The organism is Cupriavidus sp. GW823-FHT07A04, assembly GCF_058794615.1.
On record NZ_JBXAHA010000005.1, the window covers coordinates 123561 to 147863 of the forward strand.

The 24303-nt window shown below is 66.1% G+C and carries 15 protein-coding genes; 4 read left to right on the forward strand and 11 right to left on the reverse strand.

Going from position 1 to position 24303, the window contains the following annotated elements; translation table 11 throughout:
- Position 1 precedes the first annotated feature (1 nt).
- From AC1Q7Q_RS10435 to aspA, 7 genes are all read right to left on the reverse strand, one after another.
- Complete coding sequence (locus AC1Q7Q_RS10435) at positions 2 to 1354, reverse strand: dicarboxylate/amino acid:cation symporter (protein ID WP_492374530.1); 1353 nt, start codon at positions 1352 to 1354, stop codon at positions 2 to 4.
- Between the two features lie 51 nt (positions 1355 to 1405).
- Entirely contained in the window at positions 1406 to 3700 is a 2295-nt protein-coding gene (locus tag AC1Q7Q_RS10440) for an NADP-dependent malic enzyme (protein ID WP_492374531.1), read from the reverse strand.
- Between the two features lie 113 nt (positions 3701 to 3813).
- The gene (gene lpdA, locus AC1Q7Q_RS10445; protein ID WP_492374532.1) at positions 3814 to 5592 is read right to left on the reverse strand and encodes a dihydrolipoyl dehydrogenase; all 1779 of its coding nucleotides are present in this window, start codon (positions 5590 to 5592) and stop codon (positions 3814 to 3816) included.
- Between the two features lie 13 nt (positions 5593 to 5605).
- Positions 5606 to 7219: a dihydrolipoyllysine-residue acetyltransferase gene (gene aceF / locus AC1Q7Q_RS10450; RefSeq protein WP_492374533.1), complete on the reverse strand. Its 1614-nt coding sequence runs from the start codon at positions 7217 to 7219 to the stop codon at positions 5606 to 5608.
- 20 nt (positions 7220 to 7239) lie between these two features.
- Positions 7240 to 9933: a pyruvate dehydrogenase (acetyl-transferring), homodimeric type gene (gene aceE / locus AC1Q7Q_RS10455; RefSeq protein WP_492374534.1), complete on the reverse strand. Its 2694-nt coding sequence runs from the start codon at positions 9931 to 9933 to the stop codon at positions 7240 to 7242.
- A gap of 218 nt (positions 9934 to 10151) precedes the next feature.
- On the reverse strand, positions 10152 to 11462 hold the full coding sequence (locus AC1Q7Q_RS10460; protein ID WP_492374535.1) for a dicarboxylate/amino acid:cation symporter: 1311 nt from the start codon (positions 11460 to 11462) through the stop codon (positions 10152 to 10154).
- A gap of 110 nt (positions 11463 to 11572) precedes the next feature.
- A complete protein-coding gene (gene aspA, locus AC1Q7Q_RS10465; protein WP_492374536.1) occupies positions 11573 to 13000 on the reverse strand; it encodes an aspartate ammonia-lyase in 1428 nt (475 codons plus the stop codon).
- Between the two features lie 339 nt (positions 13001 to 13339).
- Between aspA and AC1Q7Q_RS10470 the strand changes: the two genes are divergently transcribed.
- The gene (locus tag AC1Q7Q_RS10470) at positions 13340 to 14461 is read left to right on the forward strand and encodes an asparaginase (RefSeq protein WP_492374537.1); all 1122 of its coding nucleotides are present in this window, start codon (positions 13340 to 13342) and stop codon (positions 14459 to 14461) included.
- Positions 14462 to 14664: 203 nt separating this feature from the next.
- Complete coding sequence (locus tag AC1Q7Q_RS10475) at positions 14665 to 15630, forward strand: LysR substrate-binding domain-containing protein (RefSeq protein ID WP_492374538.1); 966 nt, start codon at positions 14665 to 14667, stop codon at positions 15628 to 15630.
- Between the two features lie 64 nt (positions 15631 to 15694).
- On the opposite strand, the gene AC1Q7Q_RS10480 is transcribed toward AC1Q7Q_RS10475, so the two are convergent.
- The 3 genes from AC1Q7Q_RS10480 to AC1Q7Q_RS10490 all read right to left on the reverse strand — a co-directional run bounded on the left by AC1Q7Q_RS10480 (position 15695) and on the right by AC1Q7Q_RS10490 (position 18909).
- A complete protein-coding gene (locus AC1Q7Q_RS10480; RefSeq protein ID WP_492374539.1) occupies positions 15695 to 15979 on the reverse strand; it encodes an ElaB/YgaM/YqjD family protein in 285 nt (94 codons plus the stop codon).
- A gap of 180 nt (positions 15980 to 16159) precedes the next feature.
- Positions 16160 to 17623: an NAD-dependent succinate-semialdehyde dehydrogenase gene (locus tag AC1Q7Q_RS10485; RefSeq protein ID WP_492374540.1), complete on the reverse strand. Its 1464-nt coding sequence runs from the start codon at positions 17621 to 17623 to the stop codon at positions 16160 to 16162.
- A gap of 11 nt (positions 17624 to 17634) precedes the next feature.
- Entirely contained in the window at positions 17635 to 18909 is a 1275-nt protein-coding gene (locus AC1Q7Q_RS10490; RefSeq protein ID WP_492374541.1) for a 4-aminobutyrate--2-oxoglutarate transaminase, read from the reverse strand.
- Between the two features lie 167 nt (positions 18910 to 19076).
- On the opposite strand from AC1Q7Q_RS10490, the gene pdxR reads away from it, so the two are divergent.
- Positions 19077 to 20579, forward strand: a complete 1503-nt coding sequence (gene pdxR / locus AC1Q7Q_RS10495; RefSeq protein WP_492374542.1) for a MocR-like pyridoxine biosynthesis transcription factor PdxR — start codon at positions 19077 to 19079, stop codon at positions 20577 to 20579.
- Between the two features lie 495 nt (positions 20580 to 21074).
- Positions 21075 to 22118 (forward strand): rod shape-determining protein, encoded by a 1044-nt coding sequence (locus AC1Q7Q_RS10500; protein WP_492374543.1) that lies wholly within the window; start codon positions 21075 to 21077, stop codon positions 22116 to 22118.
- Between the two features lie 319 nt (positions 22119 to 22437).
- Here the strand turns inward: AC1Q7Q_RS10500 and ggt are convergent, their stop codons facing one another.
- The gene (gene ggt / locus AC1Q7Q_RS10505; protein ID WP_492375176.1) at positions 22438 to 24303 is read right to left on the reverse strand and encodes a gamma-glutamyltransferase; all 1866 of its coding nucleotides are present in this window, start codon (positions 24301 to 24303) and stop codon (positions 22438 to 22440) included.

Below are 24303 nucleotides of genomic sequence, written 5' to 3' on the forward strand. Positions count from 1 at the left end.
GTCACCGGGTCAGCGTGGTGCCGGAGGCCGGCATGCGCGCCACCATCGGATCGAGCACGGCCTCCGGCTCGTCGGCCTCGGCGTCCGATTCGTTGTCCAGCCGGCGGTGCATGCGCGCCACGTCCAGGTCGCCGGTCCATTTCGCTACCACCACCGTGGCCACGCCGTTGCCGATCAGGTTGGTCAGCGCGCGCGCCTCCGACATGAAGCGGTCGATGCCCAGGATCAGGGCCAGGCCCGCCACCGGCACATGGCCCACCGCCGACAGCGTGGCCGCCAGCACGATGAAGCCGCTGCCGGTGACCCCGGCCGCGCCCTTGGAGGTGAGCAGCAGCACGGCCAGCAACGTCAGTTGCTGCATCAGGCTCATGTCGGTATTGGTGGCCTGGGCGATAAACACAGCCGCCATGGTCAGGTAGATGGACGTGCCATCCAGGTTGAACGAGTAGCCGGTGGGAATCACCAGCCCCACGACGGACTTGCGCGCACCCAGGTTCTCCAGCTTGGCCATCATCCGCGGCAGCACCGATTCGGACGACGACGTGCCCAGCACGATCAGCAGTTCCTCCTTGATGTACTTGATGAACTTCCAGATCGAGAACCCATGCGCGCGCGCGATGCCGCCAAGCACGACAAAGATGAAGAACAGGCAGGTCGCGTAGAACGTTGCCATCAGCTGGCCAAGCTGCAGCAGCGAGCCCACGCCATATTTCCCGATGGTGAACGCCATGGCCCCGAACGCACCGATGGGGGCCACCTTCATGATGTAGCCGACGATGGTGAACAGCACATGCGAGAATTTCTCGATGAAGTCGAACACCAGCGTGCCGCGCCCGCCGAACTTGTGCAGCGCGAAACCAAACATCACGGCAAACAGCAGCACCTGCAGGATCTCACCCTTGGCGAAGGCGTCCACCACGGTATTGGGGATCACATGCAGCAGGAAATCCACCGTGCCCTGCATCTTGCCGGGCTCGGTATAGGCGGCGATGCTCTTGGTATCGAGCGTGCTCACGTCGACATTCATGCCCGCCCCGGGCTTGACGATGTTGATGATCACGAGACCCACCACCAGCGCAATGGCGCTCACCACCTCGAAGTACAGCAGCGCCAGCCCGCCGGTCTTGCCGACCTTCTTCATGTCCTCCATGCCGGCGATGCCGACCACGACCGTGCAGAAGATGATCGGCGCGATGATCATCTTGATCAGCTTGATGAAGCCATCGCCCAACGGCTTCATCGCCTCGCCGGCCTGCGGGTAGAAGTGGCCGAGGATCACACCGATGACGATCGCGGTGATGACCTGGAAGTACAGGGATCGGTACAACGGCTTGGGGTGATTGTCATTGTCCATGGGTGTCTCCTCTTTGGGGTTGCGTGGGCGCCGGCGTCGTCGCGGGTCAGGTCAGTCGATTGCCCAGGCAGAGGCGCGCTGCGCGCTGGCGTCGACCGTTGCCACGGCGCTCATGTTGACGATGCGGCGTACCGTCGATGAAGACGTCAGGATGTGCACCGGGCGCGCGGCGCCGAGCAGGATGCCGCCCACCGTGATGCCGCCGCCCGCGGCGATGCGCATCAGGTTGTAGGAGATGTTGGCGGCATCCACGTTGGGCATCACCAGCACGTTGGCTTCGGTGGGCAGGCAGGACTCGGGGAACTCGTGCTCCAGGATGGGCTTGGACAGCGCCGCATCGCCGCGCATCTCGCCTTCCACGGCCAGCGACGGCTCGCGCGCCTTCACCAGCGCCAGCGCCTCGCGCATCTTCACCGCGGCGGGCGCGGTGGAGCCGCCGAAGTTGGAGTGGGAGAGCAGGGCCACGCTAGGCGTGATGCCGAAACGCCTGACCGCCTCGGCCGCCAGCAACGTGATGTCGGCGATCTGCTGCGCCGTCGGGTCGAGGTTGACATGGGTGTCGCAGATAAACAGCTGGCGGCCCGGCAGCATCAGCATCTGCATGACGGCGAGCGTCTCGCTGCCGGGCTTGAGGCCGATGGTGTCCCGCACATAGCCAAGGTGATCCTGGAAGCGGCCCACGGTGCCGCACAGCATGGCATCGGCCCGGCCCTGGCGCACCAGCATGGCGCCCAGCAGCGTACCGCGGCTGCGCACCTCCGCCTGTGCCAGCGCCCGCGACACGCCGTCGCGGCAACTCAGCTGGTAGTACGCCTCGGCCGCGTCGCGGTAGACGGCGGGGTCCAGTGGATCCACGCACTCGCAATCCACGCCGGGCTGCAGGCGCAGGCCGAACTGCGCGATACGCTGGACGATCGCATTTGGGCGGCCCACCAGCAACGGGCGCGCGATGCCCTCATCGATCACCACCTGGGCGGCGCGCAGCACGCGCTCGTCCTCGCCTTCGGCGTAGATCACCCGCTTGGGCGCGCGTTTGGCAGCGGCAAACACCGGCCCCATGGCGCTGCGCGACTGGTAGACAAACTGGCCCAGGCGCTGGCGATACGCCTCCATGTCAGCGATCGGGCGCGTTGCCACACCGCTGTCCATCGCGGCCTTGGCCACGGCGGGCGCCACCGCTTCGATCAGGCGCGGGTCGAACGGCTTGGGAATCAGGTATTCGGCGCCGAAGCGCAGGCCCACCGCGCCGTAGGCCTGGGCCACCACTTCGGGGATTTCCGCGTGCGCCAGTTCGGCGATGGCGCGCACGGCGGCCAGCTTCATCTCCTCGTTGATGGTGGTGGCGCCAACGTCCAGCGCACCGCGGAAGATGAACGGAAAGCACAGGACATTGTTGACCTGGTTCGGATAGTCCGAGCGCCCGGTGCCCAGGATGGCATCGGGACGTACCGCCAGCGCATCCTCCGGCGCGATCTCCGGCGTGGGGTTGGCCATGGCCAGGATGATCGGGTCGCGCGCCATCACCTTGACCATGTCCGGCTTGAGCACGCCGCCGGCCGACAGCCCCAGGAAGATGTCCGCGCCGCCGATGATGTCGGCCAGCGTGCGCGCGGATGTGTCCTGCGCATAGCGCGCCTTGTTCGGGTCCATTGCCTCCTTGCGGCCCTGATAGACCACGCCGTTGCTGTCGGAGACGAACACGTTGCCGGTCGGCAGGCCCAGGTTGACGATCAGGTCCAGGCAGGCCAGTGCCGCGGCGCCGGCGCCGGATGCGACCAGCTTGACCTCGGCGATATCCTTGCCAACGTGCTTGAGCGCATTCAGGATGGCCGCGGCGGCCACGATGGCCGTGCCGTGCTGGTCGTCATGAAAGACCGGGATCTTCATGCGCTCGCGCAACTTCTTCTCGATGTAGAAGCACTCGGGCGCCTTGATGTCTTCCAGGTTGATGCCGCCAAAGGTCGGCTCCATGCGGGCAATGGTGTCGATCAGCGCGTCCGGATCGTCTTCCGCCAGTTCGATGTCGAACACATCGATGCCCGCGAACTTCTTGAACAGGCAGCCCTTGCCCTCCATCACCGGCTTGCCCGCCAGCGGCCCGATATTGCCCAGGCCCAGCACCGCGGTGCCGTTGGTGATCACGGCGACCAGGTTGGCGCGCGACGTGAGGTTCATTGCCTCGGCCGGATCGCGCACGATTTCCATGCAGGCATCGGCCACGCCCGGCGAGTAGGCGAGGGCGAGGTCGCGCTGCGTGGCCATTGCCTTGGTCGGCGTCACGGAGATCTTGCCGGGCGTCGGGTAGCGGTGGTAGTCGAGTGCGGCTTCGCGAAGGTTTTCGGTCATGGTTGTCTCTGTGGCTCGGTCAGGGCGCCAGATCGGCGATACACGTTCTTGTGATCTCTTGGGCGTAGCGCACGGCGCAAATGCCGCGCCGTGCGCCTCTCGCTTATTTCTTCTTATTTCTTCTTCACAGGCGGCAAATCGGTGCAATGCCCTTCAAACACCTCGGCCGCCATCCCGATCGATTCGCCCAGCGTCGGGTGCGGGTGGATGGTCTTGCCGATATCGGCGGGCTCGCAGCCCATCTCCACGGCCAGGCAGATCTCGCTGATCAGGTCGCCGGCATGCGTGCCGACGATGCCGCCGCCGATCACGCGATGGGTGGCTTCGTCGACGAGCAGCTTGGTGAAGCCTTCGTCGCGGCCGTTGGCGATGGCCCGGCCCGAAGCGGCCCACGGGAACACGGCCTTGCCGAACTTGATGCCTTCGGCCTTGCACTGGTCTTCGGTCTTGCCGGCCCAGGCCACCTCGGGATCGGTGTAGGCAACGGACGGGATCTGCCGCGCGTCGAAGAAGGCGGGCTCGCCGTGCGCGGCCTCGGCGGCCACATGCGCTTCATGTACCGCTTTGTGCGCCAGCATTGGCTGGCCGATGATGTCGCCGATCGCATGGATATGCGCGATGTTGGTCCGCATCTGCTTGTCGACCTCGATGAAGCCGCGCTCGGTGACGGCCACGCCGGCTTTGTCCGCGCCGATGGACTTGCCGTTGGGGCTGCGGCCCACCGCCACCAGCACCAGGTCATAGACCTGAGGGGCCGGCGCCTTCTCGCCCTCGAAGCTGACTTCGATGCCGGCCGGCGTCGCCTTGGCCCCCACCGTCTTGGTCTTGAGCATGACGTGGTCGAAGCGGTGCGCGTTCTTCTTCTCCCACACCTTGACCAGGTCGCGGTCCGCGCCCTGCATCAGGCCATCCAGCATCTCCACCACGTCGATGCGCGTGCCCAGCGTGGAGTAGACCGTGGCCATCTCCAGCCCGATGATGCCGCCGCCCACCACCAGCATGCGCTTGGGGATCGACCTGAGCAGCAGCGCGCCGGTGGAGTCGACCACGCGCTCGTCGTCGGGCATGAACGGCAGCTTCACCGCCTGGCTGCCCGCCGCGATGATGGCCTTGGCGAACTTGATCACGCGCTTGCCGCCGTCGGCCGCCACCACTTCCAGGTGATACGGGTCGAGGAAGCTGCCGACGCCGGTCACCACCTCGACCTTGCGTGCCTTGGCCATGCCGGCCAGGCCGCCGGTTAGCTTCTTGATGACGCTGTCCTTGAAGCCGCGCAGCTTGTCCAGGTCGATCTCGGGCGCGCCGTAGCGGATGCCGTGGTCCGGCAGGGTCGCCACTTCGTCCATGACCGATGCGGTGTGCAGCAGCGCCTTCGAGGGGATGCAGCCCACGTTGAGGCAGACACCGCCAAGCGTGTCGTAGCGCTCCACCAGGACAGTCTTCATGCCCAGGTCGGCGCTGCGGAACGCGGCGGAATAGCCCCCGGGGCCGGCGCCCAGCACCAGCATTTCGCATTCCTGGTCCACCTTGCCGGTGTAGCTGGCAGCGTTGGGAACGGGCGCGGCGGCTGGCGCTGGCTTGGGCGGTGCCGATGGGGCCGATGGGGCCGCAGGCGCTGGCGCGGCGGGCGCGGCAACGGTTGCAGCGCCCGCGGCGGCCTCCACCACCAGGATCACCGATCCCTCGCTCACCTTATCGTTGACCTTGACGGTGATCTCCTTGACTACGCCGGCGTGGGTGGAAGGGATCTCCATCGAGGCCTTGTCGGACTCGACCGCGATCAGGCTGGTATCCACGGCGATGGTCTCGCCGGGCTTGACCATGACCTCGATCACCGTGACATCCTTGAAATCGCCGATATCCGGCACTTTGACTTCGACACGTTGGGTCATTGCAGCGCGCCCCTCAGAACAGCACACGCCGCAGATCGGCGAGCAGGTTGGCAAAATGGACATTGAAGCGGGCAGCCGCGGCGCCGTCGATGACACGGTGGTCCCATGACAAGGACAGCGGCAGCGTGAGGCGCGAAGCCCAGTTCTTGCCGTCGCTGGAGTGCTGCTTCCAGAAGCTCTTGCATACGCCCATGATCGCGACTTCGGGCGCGTTGATGATGGGGGTGAAGTTGATGCCGCCGATGCCGCCGAGCGAGCTGATGGTGAAGGTGCCGCCCGACATCTGGTCGGGCTTGAGCTTGCCCTCGCGCGCCAGCTTGGCCAGCTCGCCCATCTCCCGCGCGATATCGGGGATGCTCTTCTTGTCGACGTCGCGGATTACCGGCACCATCAGGCCGTTGGGCGTGTCGGCCGCAAAGCCGATGTGGTAGTACTGCTTGAGCACCAGGGTGTCGCCGTCCAGGCTCGCGTTGAACTCGGGGAATGCCTTGAGCGTGGCCACGGCCGCCTTCATCATGAAGGGCAGCATGCTGATCTTGACGCCGCTCTTCTCCAGCTCCTTGTTCATCTGCACGCGGAATTGCTCGAGGTCGGTGATATCGGCTTCGTCGTGCGTGGTGACGTGCGGGATCACCACCCAGTTGCGGTGCAGGTTGGCGCCCGAGATCTTCTTGATGCGGCTCAGTTCCTTGCGCTCGACCGGGCCGAACTTGGCGAAGTCGACCTTGGGCCACGGCAGCAGGTCCAGGCCGGCGCCGCCACCCGCGGGCGCGGCGGCGGGCCTGGCGGCAGGCGCCACGGCGCCGCCCGGGCGGGCGAACGCCTCTACGTCGGCGCGCAGGATGCGGCCATGCTCGCCGCTGCCGCGCACCTTGCCCAGGTCCACGCCGGTCTCCCGGGCGAGCTTGCGCACCGCCGGGCTGGCGTAGGCAAGGGCAAAAGCGGTTTCGTCGACGCCACCGGATGCGGCGGTGGCAGCGGCGGGGGCAGGGGCGGCAAGCGCGGCTGCCACGGCGGGCGCGGCGCCCGGCGCCGTCGCCGCTGTCGTCGCTGTCGCCGCCGGCGCATCGCCGGTGGCCAGCGCCATGATGATGCTGCCTTCGCTGACGGTGTCGCCCACCTTGACGCGGATCTCCCGCACCACGCCGCCCAGCGGCGCCGGCACGTCCATGGTGGCCTTGTCGGACTCCAGCGACAGCAGCGCGTCCTCCGCCTTCACGGTATCGCCGACCTTGACGAAGATCTCGATCACCGGGATGTCCTTGAAGTCGCCGATGTCGGGAATGCGCACTTCGGCCAGCCCGGCGGGCGCGCTGACCGGCGAGGGCGGCGCGCTCACGCTGGGCTTGGTGGCTTGCGCCGGCGCGGCGGCGGCAGTGCCGGCCCCATTGCCCTCGAACTGCATCAGCACGCTGCCTTCGCTGACGGCATCGCCCAGCTTGACGTGGATCTGCTTGACCACGCCGCCGTGCGGCGCGGGCACTTCCATGGTGGCCTTGTCCGACTCCAGCGAGACGAGCGGGTCCTCGGCCTTGACCAGGTCTCCCACCTTGACGAATAGCTCGATCACCGGCACGTCCTTGAAGTCCCCGATGTCGGGCACCTTGATTTCAATGGCTTGGTTCATTGTCTTTATTCCTTCGCCTGTCAGACCGTCCACGGCGCTGCGCGCTCGCTATCCACCCCATATCTGGCAATGGCCTCGGCCACCACCGCGGGCTTGATCGCGCCGTCATCGCACAGCGCCTTGAGCGCGGCCACGGCCACGTGGTAGCGGTCCACCTCGAAGAAGCTGCGCAGCTTGGCGCGGTAGTCGCTGCGGCCAAAGCCATCGGTGCCGAGCACCACGTAGCGGCGCCCGGCGGCGTGCACGTATTCGCGCACCTGGTCGGCGTAGTTGCGCATGTAGTCGGTGGAGGCGATCACCGGGCCGTCATGGCCTGCCAGGCTCGCCTCGACCCAGCTCTTGCGGCGCGGCTCGGTGGGGTGCAGCAGGTTCCAGCGCTGCGCGGCCATGCCGTCGCGGCGCAGCTCGTTGTAGCTGGGGGCGCTCCAGATGTCGGCGGTGACGTTGAAGTCCGCCTTCAGCAGCTCGGCCGCCGCAATCACCTCGCGCAGGATGGTGCCGCTGCCCATCAGCTGCACGCGCAGCCCGCCCTTGCCGGCCTTGCCGCCGTCCTTGAGCAGGTACAGGCCCTTGAGAATGCCTTCCTCGGTGCTGGCGCCGGCGCCCGCTTCGGCCAGCCCCGGGTGCGTGTAGTTCTCGTTCATCAGGGTGATGTAGTAGTACACATCCTCCTGCTGCTCGTACATGCGGCGCATGCCCTCGCGCACGATGGTCACCACTTCATAGGCGAAGGTGGGGTCGTAGGAGACACAGTTCGGGATGGTGCCGGCGATGATGTGGCTATGGCCGTCCTCGTGCTGCAAGCCTTCCCCGTTGAGCGTCGTGCGCCCGGCGGTGCCGCCCAGCAAGAAGCCGCGCGCGCGGATATCGCCCGCCAGCCACGCCAGGTCGCCCACCCGCTGCAGCCCGAACATCGAGTAGTAGATGTAGAACGGGATCATCGGCACGTTGCTCGTGCTGTACGAGGTCGCGGCCACGATCCAGCTGGACATCGCGCCGCCCTCGTTGATCCCTTCCTGCAGCACCTGGCCGTCCTTGGACTCGCGGTAGTACATCAGCTGGTCGGCATCCTGCGGCTTGTAGAGCTGGCCGACCGACGAATAGATGCCCAGCTGGCGGAACATGCCTTCCATGCCGAAGGTGCGCGATTCGTCAGGCACGATGGGCACCACGTGCTTGCCAATGGCCTTGTCCCTGACCAGCGTGCCCAACATCTGCACGAAGGCCATGGTGGTGGAGATCTCGCGCTCGCCGGTGCTGTCCAGCAGGCGCTGGAAGTTGGACAGCGGCGGGATCTCCAGCGAGGTCGACTTGCTGCGGCGTGCCGGCAGGTAGCCGCCCAGCGCCGCGCGCCGGGCGCGCAGGTACTGCATCTCCGAGCTGTCCTCGGCCGGCTTGATAAAGGGCACGTCGGCCAGTTGCTCGTCGCTGACCGGAATCTGGAAGCGGTCGCGGAAGCCGCGCAGGGCGTCCTGCGTCATCTTCTTGGCCTGGTGGGCGATCATCTGGCCTTCGCCGGATTCGCCCATGCCATAGCCCTTGACCGTCTTGGCCAGGATCAGCGTCGGCTCGCCGGTGTGCTTCACGGCCGCCGCGTAGGCGGCAAACACCTTCTCGGGATCGTGGCCGCCGCGCGTGAGGCCCCAGATCTCGTCATCGCTCATGTCGGCGACCAATGCCTTGAGTTCCTCGTATTTGCCAAAGAAGTGCTCGCGCACATAAGCGCCGCTCTTGCTCTTGAAATCCTGGTACTCGCCGTCGACGCATTCCTCCATGCGCTTTAGCAGCAGGCCGCTCTTGTCCTTGGCCAGCAGCTTGTCCCAGCCGCCGCCCCAGACCACCTTGATCACGTTCCAGCCGGCGCCGCGGAAGACCGATTCGAGCTCCTGGATGATCTTGCCGTTGCCCCGCACCGGGCCGTCCAGCCGCTGCAGGTTGCAGTTGATGACGAAGATCAGGTTGTCCAGCCGCTCGCGGCCGGCCAGCGAGATCGCGCCCAGCGATTCGGGCTCGTCCATCTCGCCGTCGCCCATGAAGGCCCAGACCTTGCGCGCCGCCGTGTCCGCCAGGCCACGGCCTTGCAGGTACTTGAGGAAGCGCGCCTGGTAGATCGACATCAGCGGCCCCAGGCCCATCGACACGGTGGGGAACTGCCAGAAATCCGGCATCAGCCAGGGGTGCGGGTAGGAGGACAGCCCGGTGCCCCCGGTCTCTTGCCGGTAGCCCAGCAACTGCTGCTCGGTGAGCCGCCCTTCGACAAAGGCGCGGGCATAGATGCCGGGCGCGCTGTGGCCCTGGATGTAGAGCAGGTCGCCGCCGTGGGTGTCGGTGGGCGCATGCCAGAAGTGGCCAAAGCCGATGTCGTAGAGCGTGGCGGCCGACTGGAAGCTGGCGATGTGGCCACCCAGCTCCGACGATTCCTTGTTGGCGCGCAGGATGATCGCCATGGCGTTCCAGCGGATGATCGAGCGCAGGCGATGCTCGATGGCGCGGTCGCCGGTCGATTGCGCTTCGTCCTTGGGGGCGATGGTGTTGCGGTAGCCCGTGGTCAGGGAGCGCGGCACATAGAGGCCATCGCGCCGCGCCTCGTCCACCAGCGTATTGACCAGCTGGTTAGCGCGCTCGGCTCCGCGATGTTGCGTCACCGCTTGCAAGGACTCCAGCCATTCCGCGGTCTCGATAGGATCGAGATCGCCCGCTTCTCGTGCGCTCATAGTGTCTCCACGTGTTCTGTTTTGGTTGTGTCGGGTGCTGCAGTGGCAGATCTGTTCAGCAAGAGACATGCCACTGCAAACGCAGTCATGCGGGTTGTGCAAGTCATTGATTGGAAAGGAAACCCGCCCTGGCCGGCCGGCTGCCCGGTCGGGAATCCATATTCAGGCGGGGTCATCGTTATGAGTTTTCATGCGAGGCCGTCAGGGAATACCCGCGCCTAGCCGGCCCGGGGTTGTTGCGACGGCGCTTGCGCAATGTCCTCGGACTCCAGGGCAGCCACGGTATCGGGGTCCTGCGTGGCGCCAAGCTCGCCTTCCCATTTGGCAACGACGGCCGTGGCGATGCTGTTGCCGATGACGTTGGTGGCGGTGCGGCCCATGTCGAGGAACTGGTCGATGCCCAGGATCAGCAGCAGGCCAGCTTCCGGCAGGTTGAACATCGGCAGGGTTGCCGCCACTACCACGATGGAGGCACGGGGCACGCCGGCGATGCCTTTGCTGGTGACCATCAGCACCAGCAGCATGGTGATCTGCTGGGTCAGGCTCATCTCGATGTTGTAGGCCTGGGCGATGAACAGCGCGGCAAATGCCTGGTACATCATCGAGCCGTCGAGGTTGAACGAGTAGCCCAGCGGCAGCACGAAGCCGGTCACCTTGTTGGGCACCCCGAACTTCTCCATCTGCTCCATGGTCTTGGGGTAGGCCGCCTCGCTGCTGGCGGTGGAGAACGCCAGGATCGTCGGCTCGCGGATCAGCTTGAGCAGCGTAAACACCCGCCCACCCAGGAACAGGTAGCCCGCCGCGGTCAGCACCAGCCACAGCACCAGCAAGCCCAGGTAGAAGCCGCCGATGAACTTGCCGTAGGTAAACAGCACGCCAATGCCCTGCACCGTGATGGCGGCGGCTACGGCGGCAAACACGCCGAGCGGCGCGAAGCGCATCACAAAGTCGGTGACGCGCAGCATGATCGCCACCAGTTCCTCGATCGACGCCACCAGGTGATGGCCCACCTTGCCCTTGAACGACGCAATGGCAAAGCCAAAGAACAGCGAGAACACCAGGATCTGCAGGATCTCGTTCTGCGCCATCGCCTCGAACACGCTCTTGGGGAAGACGTGCGTGATGAAGTCCTTCAGGTTCAGCGTGGAGGTCTTGAGGTTGGTGGCCGTGCCGATTTCGGGCAGTGGCAGGTTCAGTGCATGCCCGGGCTGCAGCAGGTCCACGAAGAACATGCCGAGCAGCAGCGATATCAGCGACGCGGTGATGAACCAGCCGAGCGCCTTGATGCCGATGCGGCCCACGGCGCTGGCGTCTTTCATGCCCGCGATGCCCGCCACCAGCGTGCCGAACACCAGCGGCGCGATGATCATCTTGATCAGCCGCAGGAAGACGTCAGTGACAATGGAGAAGTAGCCGGCGATCTCCTTGGCCATTGCCGCATCGGGCACGAAGCGGTTGCAGAGGTAGCCGGTGACGATGCCCAGGACCATGGCGATCATGATCCGGGTTGTGAGCTTGTTTGCCTTCATGATGCGTTGTCTCCAGGGGTTGCGGCCAGATCCTGGTCTGACCGTCGGTATCGGGGCAGGGCGGGGCCGGTGGCGCCGTGCCTGGCGCCGGACGCGCCTTGCCCCCCGGATCAGCGTGCGCGGGGCGCCAAGCTCAGCGGGGTTGGCTGCGTCAGCACTTCCGGGCGCAGGATCTGGTCCAGTTCCTCCCGGGTCAGCAAGCCCTTTTGCAGCACGATCTCGTACACGCTGCCGCCGGTGGCATGAGCCTCCTGCGCCACGGCGGTGGCGTTGGCATAGCCGATGTACGGGTTCAGGGCCGTCACGATGCCGATGGAGTTCTCGACCGTGGCCCGCAGGCGCTCTTCGTTGGCGGTGATGCCGTTGACGCAGCGCTCGGCCAGCGTCAGGCAGCCGTTGCGCAGATGGCTCACGCTCTTGAACAGGCTGTGCGCGATGATCGGCTCGAAGGCATTGAGTTGCAGCTGGCCGGCTTCGGCCGCGAAGCTGACCGTGATGTCGTTGCCGATGACCTCGAACGCGATCTGGTTGACCACCTCCGGGATGACGGGATTCACCTTGCCGGGCATGATGCTGGACCCTGCCTGCATGGCCGGCAGGTTGATCTCGCCCAGCCCGGCGCGCGGGCCGCTGGACAGCAGCCGCAGGTCGTTGCAGGTCTTGGAGAGCTTGACCGCCACGCGCTTGAGCACGCCGGAGAGCTGCACAAAGGCGCCGCAATCCTGCGTGGCCTCGATCAGGTTCGGCGCGGTCATCAGCGGAATGCCGGTGATCTCCTTGAGCCGCTTGAGGATCAGCGGCGCGTAGTCCGGGTGCGCGGTGATGCCGGTGCCGATGGCGGTGGCGCCCATGTTGATCTCGCAGATCAGCAGGGCGGCCTCGCGCAGCCGCTCCTCGTCCTCGCCGAGCATCACGGCGTAGGTGCTGAACTCCTGGCCCAGCGTCATGGGCACGGCGTCCTGCAACTGGGTGCGGCCCATCTTCAGGACATGCCTGAACTCTTCGGCCTTGCGCTCGAAGGCGCGCCGCAGCACGCCCATGGCATCCACCAGGCCCAGGATGCCGAACCAGGTGGCGATCTTGAGGGCGGACGGGTAGACGTCGTTGGTGCTCTGGCCAATGTTGACCTGCTCGTTCGGGTGCAGGTACTGGTACTCGCCCTTGTTGTGCCCCATCAGTTCGAGCGCGCGGTTGGCGATGACCTCGTTGGCGTTCATGTTGGTCGAGGTGCCGGCGCCGCCCTGGATCACGTCGACGACAAACTGATCGTGCAGCTTGCCGCCAAGCAGTTCCGCGCAGGCGGCGACGATGGCGTCGCAGCGGGGCTCGTCGAGCAGGCCCAGTTCGTGGTTGGCCAGCGCGGCTGCCTGCTTGATGTACGCCAGGGCCCTGATGAGCTCAGGGTAGATGGAGATGGGGGTGCCGGTGATCGGGAAGTTCTCTACCGCGCGCAGGGTGTGCACACCGTAGTAGACATCGGCCGGGACCTCGCGATCGCCCAGGAGGTCATGTTCGGTTCTAAAGGTGCCAGCGGTCATTGCATTGCTCCTCGCAAATTGTCATCAGGGAGGAGTTGACTCTAGGTAATCCGCCGGCAGGTAGCGACCATGATGCGAATTTCTCATGGCGCGGCGCGAAATACTCATGCGGCACCGGCGCTATCGGCAAGGCGCCAGGGGCGGCTGGAGCGCGGCGGGCGCAGGCCTCGCGGGGTGATGATTTTTCCGCATACTTCGCCGCGAATTTTGCATCGCCCTATCAGGGCTTATACGGATACGGGCGCTTTTTGGTTGCCGTATCATCGCCCGCTCATCACCTGTCATCACCATTTGGCGGGCACTTACCCAGCGCCTGATATCCAACGCATGGAGAACACCATGAAGCGTTTTGCACGTCTTAATACCCTCAGCGCCTTGCTGCTTGCCGCCAGCCTGACCACCGGCGTTGCCCATGCCCAGCTTGCTCCCTCCGCCCCTGCCGCCGGCGCGCCGACACAGGCCAGCGAAGCCCGCAAGGCCAATATCGTGATCATCGGCACCGGTGGCACCATTGCCGGCGCGGGCGCCGCCGCCACCAATACCGCCGCCTACCAGTCGGCCGTGGTGCCGGTGGACAAGATCATCGCCTCGGTGCCGGAGATCTCCAAGATCGCCAACGTCAAGGGCGAGCAGGTTTTCCAGATCGGCTCGGAGAGCTTCAACAACGAGCGCCTGCTCAAGCTTGGCAAGCGCGTCTCGGAACTGCTCAAGCAGCCGGACGTGGACGGCATCGTGATCACCCACGGCACCGACACCATCGAGGAAACCACCTACTTCCTCAACCTCACGCTCAAGAGCGACAAGCCGGTCGTGGTGGTGGGATCGATGCGTCCGGGCACGGCGCTGGGCGCGGACGGCGCGCTTAACCTGTACGACGCGGTGCTGGTGGCGTCCAGCCCGGAGTCCAGAGGCAAGGGCACGCTGGCGGTGCTGAACGACGAGATCCACACTGGGCGCGACGTCACCAAGTCCAACACCTTCAAGATCGAGACCTTCCGCTCGCCGTTTGGCCCGCTGGGCTACGTGGTGGAGGGCCGCACGCTGTACTACCGCCTGCCGGCGCGCCCGCATACCCTGCAAACCGAATGGGACATCGACAAGATCGACAAGCTGCCTGAAGTGGCCGTGGTGTACGCCTACGGCAACGTCAATCCGGCCAGCATCGATGCCGCGGTGAAGAACGGCGCCAAGGCGATCGTCTACGCCGCCACCGGCAATGGCAGCGTGGGCGACTACATGGTCGAGCCGCTCAAGGCCGCCCGCGCCAAGGGCGTGCAGATCGTGCGTGCCTCGCGCACCGGCAGCGGCGTGGTGGTCCGCAACGCCGAGCAGCCAGACGACAAGTACGACTGGCTGGTGACCGACGACCAGCTGCCGCAGAAGGCCCGCATCCTGATGGCGCTGGCACTGACCAAGACCAACGACACCAAGGAACTGCAGAAGATCTTCTGGAAGTACTGAGCGAGCACTGAGCGAGCACCAGTCGAGTACTCGGCGCCTTGCGCTTGTCCGCGCGAGGCCGGGGAGGGATGTTGCAATTTCGGAATAATGTGGCGCAAAATTTGCATGGTGCTATCGGGCTTCCACCGATTTGTGCAGCACCGCGCTGCCGTATGATGTGCCATAGACAGCGCGTCCCCCCCTGATGTTGAGTACATTCCATTATGGAAACCAAGTGGCTTGAAGACTTCCTGTGCTTGGCTGAAACGCGCAGTTTTTCGCGCGCGGCTGCCGACCGGCATATCACCCAGTCGGCGTTCAGCCGGCGCATCATGGCCCTTGAGGAGTGGCTTGGCGTCAGCCTGGTTGACCGCAGCGTGCATCCGGCAACGCTGACCACGGCAGGCTGGCTGTTCCGCCGGCTGGCCGCCGACCTGTTGCGTGACGCTTACGCCGCACGCGCGCTGCTGAGCAGCCGCCAGCCCCTTGCCGAGAGCGACAAGGTCATCCGCTTCTCGGTGGCGCACACCCTGGTCTTTACCTTCTTCCCGTCCTGGCTCAAGTACCTGCACGGGCGTTTCGGCTCGTTGAGCGCCTGCGTGCATGCGGTGAATGTGCCGGAGGGCGTGCAGCAACTGGTGGATGACGATTGCGACATCCTGCTGGGCTACCATCATCAGCAACTGCCGATCCTGCTTGACCCGAACGGCTTCCCGTTCCTGATGCTGGGCGTCGAGCGGATCCTGCCGTTCTCGGCGCCGGACAAGCACGGGCAGCCGATCTTCCGGCTGCCGGGCACGAGCGCCAAGCCCTTGCCCTTCATGGCCTATTCATCCGGCGCGTTCCTTGGCAACGTGGTCGAGATGATCCTGCTCAATGCGCCGGAGCCCTACGGGCTGCAGCGCTGCTTCGAGACCCATATGTCGGAGGCCCTGAAGGCCATGGTCGTGGCCGGGCACGGGGTGGGCTGGTTGCCGGAGAGCTGCGTCAGCGACGAGCTGAAAGAGGGCAAGCTGGTGGTGGCGGGGCCGGCCTCGTGGGCAACCAGCCTCGATATCCGCCTGTACCGCTCGGCGGCCAGCCCGAAGCCGCTGGTCGATGAGCTGTGGTCCTTTATCAGCCATGTGCGGGACCCGCAATTGATGCTGATGGGCAAGGCCGCTGAATCGAGCGACTGCGGGATGCTGTAAGGCTGGGTCCCGGGCCGCGGTGGTTGGCGGCCCGGGCGGATACGTTGGCGATTGGCCGGGGGATCTATCGTCGGTCGATCAGCCAGCCGATCAGCACGCCGACAGCAGCGGCCACGCCGATGGCCGTCCACGGGCTTTCATGCACATAGTCGTCCGCGACGCGCGCCGTGTGGCGGCTCTTTTCCACGACGACGTATTGCACATCGGCGATTTTCTTCTTTGCCTTCTTCAGGCGTTCCTGCACCTTGCCCGGCGCATCCGCGGCCGGCGTGCCGGGGGCATGGGTGGCATTGGTGGCAGGCACCAACAGGCTATCGACTTCGCGCAGGGCGCTACCGGTATTCGACATTTCCTTCTCCTCGTTGAATGGCTAACGCAATGAAAGACCTGATGGCGTAAATAGGTCCGGCTCATTGGGTTTAGCTAGCATAAGGAACATCCGGTGCGTAAATAAGAGCCAATCAGGATTAGTTGATGGAACCGCCTCCCGGCGGTCCACGCAGGCCTGTGCGCTGCTCGCGCCCGTAGATCAGCCGAGATCCAGGCAGAGGTATTTCATCTCCAGGTACTCGTCGATGCCGTAGCTGGAGCCTTCGCGGCCGAGGCCGGATTGCTTGACGCCGCCGAACGGCGCCACCTCATTGGAGATCAGCCCCGTATTGATGCCGACCATGCCGTACTCCAGCGCCTCGGCCACGCGCCACACACGGGCCATGTCTTTGGAGAAGAAGTAAGCGGCAAGACCGGACTCGGTGTCGTTGGCCATGGCGATGACTTCCTGGTCGTCCTTGAAGCGGAACAACGGTGCCAACGGGCCGAACGTTTCCTCGCGCGCGACGCGCATGGCAGCGGTGACGTCAGCCACCACCGTGGGCTCGAAGAAGGTGCCGCCAAGCGCATGGCGCTTGCCGCCGGCCAGCACCCGTGCGCCTTGGGCGAGCGCATCGGCGATATGGCTTTCCACCTTGGCGACGGCGTCGGCGTCGATCAGCGGCCCTTGCGTGACGCCGCTGTCGATGCCGTGCCCGGGACGCAGGGCGCTCACCGCGCGCACCAGCCGGCTGGCCATCTCGTCGTACACGGCGTCGTGCACATAGATGCGGTTGGCGCAGACGCAGGTCTGGCCGCTGTTGCGGAATTTCGAAGCCAGGATGCCGTCCACGGCGCGGTCGAGATCGGCGTCCTCGAACACGATCAGCGGCGCATTGCCGCCGAGTTCGAGCGAGAGCTTCTTGACCGTGCCGGCGCATTGCGCCATCAGCAGTTTGCCGATGGCGGTGGAGCCGGTGAAACTCAGCTTGCGCACCACCGGGCTCTCGCACAAAACGCCGCCGATCTGGACCGGGTCGCCGGTGACGACCTGCAGCACGCCACGGGGCACGCCGGCTTCTTCGGCCAGCGCGGCCAGCGCCAGCGCGGTCAGCGGGGTTTGTTCGGCGGGCTTCACGATCATGGTGCAGCCCGCGGCCAGCGCCGGGCCGGCCTTGCGCGTGATCATGGCGGCGGGGAAGTTCCACGGCGTGATCGCCGCGCACACACCCACCGGCTGGCGCAGCACCAGCATCTTCTGGCCGGCGCGCGGGCTGGACAGTACGTCGCCGTCCACCCGCTTGGCTTCTTCGCCGAACCATTCGAGGAAGGAGGCCGCGTAGGCGACTTCGCCACGTGCTTCGGCCAGCGGCTTGCCTTGCTCGGCGGTCATCAGTTGCGCCAGGTCTTCCTGGTGCGCCAGCATCAGGTCGGCCCAGCGGCGCAGTACCGCGGCGCGGGCCTTGCCGGTCAGGTCGCGCCAGGCCGGCAGCGCGCGCGCGGCGGCCTCCACGGCTTGCCGGGTTTCGGCGGCGCCGCAGCCCGGGACGGTGCCGACCACGTCGTGGGTGGCCGGGTTGTGCACCACCAATACGGCGCCGCTGGCGGCGCCGGTCCATTCGCCATCGATCAGGCAGGCGCTGCGCAGCAACTCGGGTCGTTGCAATGTCAAGGTGTCTCCCATGGTGTCTGCCTTTATGCGGCGATGCCGGCCAGCACCTTCGTCAGCACCACCAGTGCGGCGTCGAACTGGGCTTGCGGGATGGTCAGGGGGTAGAGAAAGCGGATGGTGTTGCCGTACGTGCCGCAGGTCAGCAGGATCAGCCCGGCCTCCATGGCGCGCAGCTGCACCCGCTTGGCCAGTTCAGCGCTGGGCTGCCCGCTGGCCGGGTCGTGGAACTCCACCGCGACCATGGAGCCAAGCCCGCGGATGTCGGCGATGCCCGGGCAGGTCTGGCTGGCTTCCTGCAACGCGGCCTTCAGTTGCTCGCCAAGCGTGGTGGCGCGCTCGCAAAGGCGCTCTTGCTCGATGGTCTCGATCACCGCGTGGGCGGCGGCCACCGCCAGCGGGTTGCCGGCGTAGGTGCCACCCAGGCCGCCGGGCAGCGGCGCGTCCATGATGCTGGCGCGGCCGCAAACGGCCGACAGCGGCATGCCGCCCGCCAGGCTCTTGGCCATGGTGATGAGGTCGGGCGCCACCGGGTAGTGCGACATGGCAAAGAGCTTGCCGGTGCGGCCGAAACCGGTCTGCACCTCATCGGCGATCAGCAGGATGCCGTGCTTGTCGCACAGTGCGCGCAGCGTTTGCATGAAGTCCACCGGCGCCGGGTGGAAGCCGCCTTCGCCCTGGACCGGCTCGATGATGATGGCCGCCACGCGCTGCGGGTCGATATCTGTCTTGAACAGCGACTCCAGCGCCTGGATGGATTGCTCGGTGCTCACGCCATGCAGCTCGCACGGGAACGGTGCGTGATAGATGTCGGACGGGAACGGCCCGAACCCGACCTTGTAAGGCGCCACCTTGCCGGTCAGTGCCATGCCAAGCAGGGTGCGGCCATGAAAGCCGCCCGAGAACGCAATGACGCCAGGGCGCCCGGTATGCGCGCGGGCGATCTTGACCGCGTTTTCCACGGCCTCGGCGCCGGTGGTGAACAGGGCGGTCTTCTTCAGGCCATCGATCGGCACCAGGGCGTTGATGCGCTCGGCCAGCGCCACGTAGCTCTCGTAGGGCACGATCTGGTACGCGGTATGCGTGAAGCGCTCGAGCTGCGCGATTACTGCCTGCATCACGCGCGGATGGCAGTGACCGGTATTGAGCACGGCAATGCCGCAGGCAAAGTCGGTGTACTGGCGGCCTTCCACATCCCAGAGCGTGGCGTTTTCCGCGCGGTCTGCATAGAAGTCGCACATCACGCCGACACCGCGGGGGGTGGCAAGGGCGCGGCGCTGATTCAGTTCGAGGTTCTTCATGGGCTCTCCGTGGTGCTTGATATGGCCTGGGCGGCGCTTGCCGGCCGGACTCGGTTTTCGCGGGTTGTCGCTGGCTGTCGATCGATCGCGATCGCAACGATGCAGTGCATTTCAACTTCCTTTGGCACTACAATCCAGTACCGCATTCACATATCTGATGGTGCCAATTGAGATCGATCTGTGGCGACCTGCTGCTTCAGCGCCTGGGTCCGGACGGTCCCGCAGCCCTTGCGAAACCGTTGAACCGCAGTCTTTACGAGTGCATCCGCGGCGCCATCCTCGATGGCAGCCTGGGGCCCCAGACCCGTCTGCCGCCATCGCGTGACCTTGCATCCGAGCTGGGCATGTCGAGAAATACCGTGATGTTTGCGTACGAGCAGTTGCTGGCCGAGGGCTATGTGCACGCCCGTACCGGCAGCGGCACCTTCGTGGCGGCCACCGCGCCGGAGGCCTATCTCAATGCCAAGGCCAGTCAGGCCAGCAGCGCGCAGGACCGGGCCATGCCAGGCTTGTCGCCGCGCGGCGTGGAACTGCTGGCCAATGCCTCGGCGTCGCCATCGCAGTGGGGCGCCTTCATGCCGGGCGTGCCGGATGTGACGCGTTTCCCGCACCGGCGCTATGCGCAGATCGCTGCCCGCCTGTGGTGCAATCCGCCGCCCGAGCGGCTCAGCTATTGCCATGGCGGTGGCTTGCCCGCCTTGCGTGAAGCCGTGGCGGCGCACTTGCGGGTGGCGCGATCGGTGCAATGCGACGCCGCCCAGGTGCTGATCACCGAAGGCATTCACCAGGGCATCGACCTGCTGGTCCGGATGCTTGGCATGTCCGGCGAGCACGCCTGGGTGGAGGAACCCAGCTACTGGGGGATTCGCGGCTTGCTGCAGATGAACGGCATCCACATGATGCCGATCCCGGTCGATGAGGAGGGGCTGACGATACCGGCGGGGAAGGACGCGGGCCTGCCGCCGCGCTTTATCTTTGTCACGCCATCGCACCAGTATCCGCTCGGCGCCGTCATGAGCCTGACGCGGCGGCGCGCGCTGCTCGAATACGCCCGGCGCCAGGGCAGCTGGATCGTCGAGGACGACTACGACAGCGAGTTCCGCTTCTCCGGCCAGCCAATCCCGTCGCTGCAAGGCATGGAACCGGACGCGCCGGTGATCTATATCGGCACATTCAGCAAGACGCTGTTCCCCGGGCTGCGCATGGGCTACATGGTCTTGCCGCGCGCGCTGGCCGGCGCCTTCCAGACCGCGCATTCCGAGCTGTACCGCGCCGGCCACCTGATGACGCAAGCCACCGTGGCCGAGTTCATGCAGGCGGGCGACTATGCCGCGCATATCCGCCGCATGCGGCTGCTGTACGGCCGCCGCCGCGCCATCCTGGCAGGATTGATCGAGCGTTATCTGGGACCCGAAGCGCTGCACCGGTACGGCAGCAATGCCGGCTTGCACTTGGTACTCTGCCTGCCGGACAGCGCGGATGATGTGGCCATTGCGGACGAAGCCGGGCGCCGGGGCATCCTGGTGCGGCCGCTGTCGCGGTATTTTCTGGGCGGTGCGGTGCAGAGGGGGCTGTTGCTCGGGTATGCGTGCGTACCGGAGGAGCAGATAGGGCCGGCGTTCGAGGTATTGCTGGGTTGCTTGCGGGACGTGCGGCTGCTGGCGCACTGAGCGAGACGAGGAGGCTGGCCCCCGGTTCGGTCCCTGATGTCACGGCTTGCGCCGCTGGCCGACGGACGCCGTTTTTTGAGCAGGAAGACCTTTGCGCAAGGTATCATTCGTTCCCGGTTAGCCTCCGGTTAGCATCTGGCTCACGCGCTGGCGTAGCGCAAGTACGGCGCACGCCACTCCCCGAGCCAAGGATGTTCCGGTTGCGTCTCGTCAGGATTTTTTTGTGATCCCGGCGCGGTTTCAACGATACGGCCTGTTCAGCGGTTGCCTGGTTGCCTGGTGGCCGGGTTCGCCGCCAGGCCGCACGGATGTGGCCACCACCGGGTTTTGCCGCCCATACAAAGTGACGGAGCGCCGGCCACCGCCGAAGGCCGCTCCGCTCGACGCGCGGCGCATGAAGGCTTCCTGCATGCGCCGCAATTCATAGCCTGCTTGTCGCCAGAACTGGCGCCCGCCGGTTCGCATGCTTGCGAACCACCAGATGAAAGTTTCCTGATGTTTGGATTTCTCCGTAGCTACTTCTCCAACGATCTCGCGATCGACCTCGGCACCGCCAACACCCTGATCTACATGCGCGACAAGGGCATCGTCCTCGATGAGCCCTCGGTGGTCGCGATTCGCCAGCAGGGCGGCCCCAATCCCAGGAAGACCATCGAGGCGGTGGGCAAGGAAGCCAAGCAGATGCTGGGCAAGGTGCCTGGAAACATCGAGGCCATCCGCCCGATGAAAGATGGCGTGATCGCCGACTTCCGGGTCACCGAGCAGATGCTCAAGCAGTTCATCAAGATGGTGCACGACACCAAGCTGCTGCGGCCGTCACCCCGCATGATCATCTGCGTGCCGTGCGGCTCGACCCAGGTCGAGCGCCGCGCCATCCGCGAATCCGCGCTGGCCGCCGGCGCCAGCCAGGTCTACCTGATCGAGGAGCCCATGGCGGCCGCGCTCGGCGCGGGGCTGCCGGTGTCGGAGCCGTCCGGCTCGATGGTGGTGGATGTCGGCGGCGGCACCACCGAGGTCGGCGTGATCTCGCTGGGCGGCATGGTCTACAAGGGTTCCATCCGCGTGGGCGGGGACAGGTTCGACGAGGCCATCGTCAACTACATCCGGCGCAACTACGGCATGTTGATTGGCGAGCAGACCGCCGAGGCCATCAAGAAGACCATCGGCTCGGCGTTCCCGGGCTCCGAAGTCCGCGAAATGGAAGTCAAGGGCCGCAACCTGTCCGAAGGCATCCCGCGCGCGTTCACGGTGTCGTCCAACGAAATCCTGGAAGCGCTGACCGAGCCACTCAATCAGATCGTGTCGGCGGTCAAGATCGCGCTGGAGCAGACCCCGCCGGAACTTGGCGCCGATATTGCCGAGCGCGGCATGATGCTCACCGGTGGCGGCGCGCTGCTGAGCGACCTGGATCGCCTGCTGGCCGAGGAAACCGGCTTGCCGGTCCTGGTGGCCGATGACCCGCTGACCTGCGTGGTGCGGGGCGCGGGCATGGCGCTCGAACGCATGGACAAGCTCGGCAGCTTCTTCTCCTACGAGTAACGGCTCGCAGGTCGCAACGAAGAAGGCTGCTGACAAACCTGAAGCACCAGCCGAAGCCGCGGAGCGGGCCAAAGCCGCGCGCCATGACGACGGCTGTCTCTCCCTCGCCCCTCAGGGGGAGAGGGCCGGGGAGAGGGGTGGCTTAGCTAGGAGCCACTAGAAGCGAAGCCCGTGGTGTTTTCCAGCACGCAGGCGTAATGGGCGCCCGCCCTCTCCCCCAACCGCTCTCCCGCAGGCGGGGGAGGGGAGCACGGCAACGCAGTCCCGGCGCTTCGAACGTGCCGATAGCACTAGCACCCGCGCCATTGCGCAACCGCGCTCAATCTCCCAATGCCACTCCCTCGCGGCGCGGGTCGGCGCCGCCGGCCCAGGCCCACGTGCCATCGGGGCGCTGGCGGCGCATGATGGCCTGCGTGCCGCTGGTCATCTCGATCTGCGCGACCTCATGCCCACGGTCTTTCAGGCCTTGCACCAGGGCCGGGCTGACCAGGCCGGCTTCCAGTTCCGTTGGCCCGTTGCGGCTGCCGAAGTTGGGCATGTTGATGGCCGCCTGCACGTCCATGTTCCAGTCCAGCAGGCCCACCAGCGTCTTGGACACGTACTCGATGATCTGCGAGCCGCCGGGCGAACCCACGGTTGCGACCAGCTTGCCGCTGTCGCGCTCGAACACCAGCGTGGGCGCCATCGACGAGCGCGGGCGCTTGCCGGGCTGCACGCGGTTGGCGACGGGCTTGCCGTTCTCGCTCGGCACGAAGGAGAAGTCGGTGAGCTGGTTGTTCAGCACGAAGCCGCGCACCATCAGGTGCGAGCCGAAATAGCTCTCGACGGTGGTGGTCATGGAAATCGCGCCGCCGGTGTCATCCACCGCGACGATCTGCGAGGTGGACACGCGCGGTGGCGAGCGGTCCGGCGCCAGCGCGACGGTGACTCCGGGTGGCACGCCGGCCTCCGCCTTGTCCATGCTTTCCTCGCCGATCAGGCTAGCGCGGCTTGCCAGGTAGTCACGGCTCAGCAGCCCCGCCACATTGACTGGCACGAAATCCGAGTCCGCCACATAGAGGCCGCGGTCCGCATAGGCCAGGCGCCCGGCCTCGGAAATGGCGTGCACGGCGTCGATGCCCGGCTCGACACCGGCAGGCGTTGCGACCTGTTTCGGCTTGAGCGCGGCGAGCGCGTATTTCGGGTTCCTGGCCTCCAGCGCCTGCAAGGCGCCGAGCATCTGCGCGATCGCGATGCCGCCTGACGAAGGCGGCGGCATGCCGCAGATCTTCCAGCGCTTGTAGTCGCTGCAAATGGGCGCGCGCTCCTTGGCGCGGTAGTCCTTCAGGTCAGCCAGCGAGAGCGAGCCCGGGTTGGCGCTGCCGTTGACCTGCTTGACGATCTCGCTGGCAATCGGGCCGGTATAGAGCACGTTTGGCCCGCGCTGCGCGATCTCGCGCAGCGTGTTGGCCAGCGCCGGATTCTTCAGCATGGTGCCGACCGGCCTGGGCTTGCCGTCCGGCGTCAGGAAGTAGGCTGCCATCTCGGGCGAGGCCGGGAGGAACTTGTCGGCGGCGATCTGCGTATAAAGGCGCGGCGAGATCGGGAACCCCTGCTCTGCCAGCGCGATGGCCGGCTCGAACAGCTTGGCCCAGGGCAGCTTGCCATGCTGGCGGTGCGCCAGTTCCAGCGCGCGCAGCACGCCGGGGGTGCCCACCGAGCGCCCGCCGATCTGCCCTTCGCTGAAGCTCATGGGTTTGCCGTCGGGGCGCATGAAGAGGTTCTCGCCGGCGCCGGCGGGCGCGGTCTCGCGGCCGTCATAAGCCTGCACGCGCTTGCCGTCCCAGTACATGATGAAGGCGCCGCCGCCGATGCCGGTGGCTTGCGGCTCGACCAGCGTCAGCACAGCCTGCATGGCAACGGCCGCATCGATGGCCGTGCCGCCCGCGCGCAGGATCTTGCGGCCGGCTTCGGTGGCCAGGGGATTGGCGGCCGCGGCCATGTGCTTGTCGGCGTAAGTGGTCGTCATGCCCGGCCGGTAGCCGGACGAGACTTCCGGTGCCGCGGGCAGGGCAGTTGACGTGGGAGCGGTTGTGGCCGGCGGTGTCGAGGACACCCCGGTCTGCGTCGAGCATGCGCTTAGCAGGGCGAGCGCCAACGCCAGCGGGCTGCCCCGGCGTATCAATGAAAACTGCTGAGTGGTCAT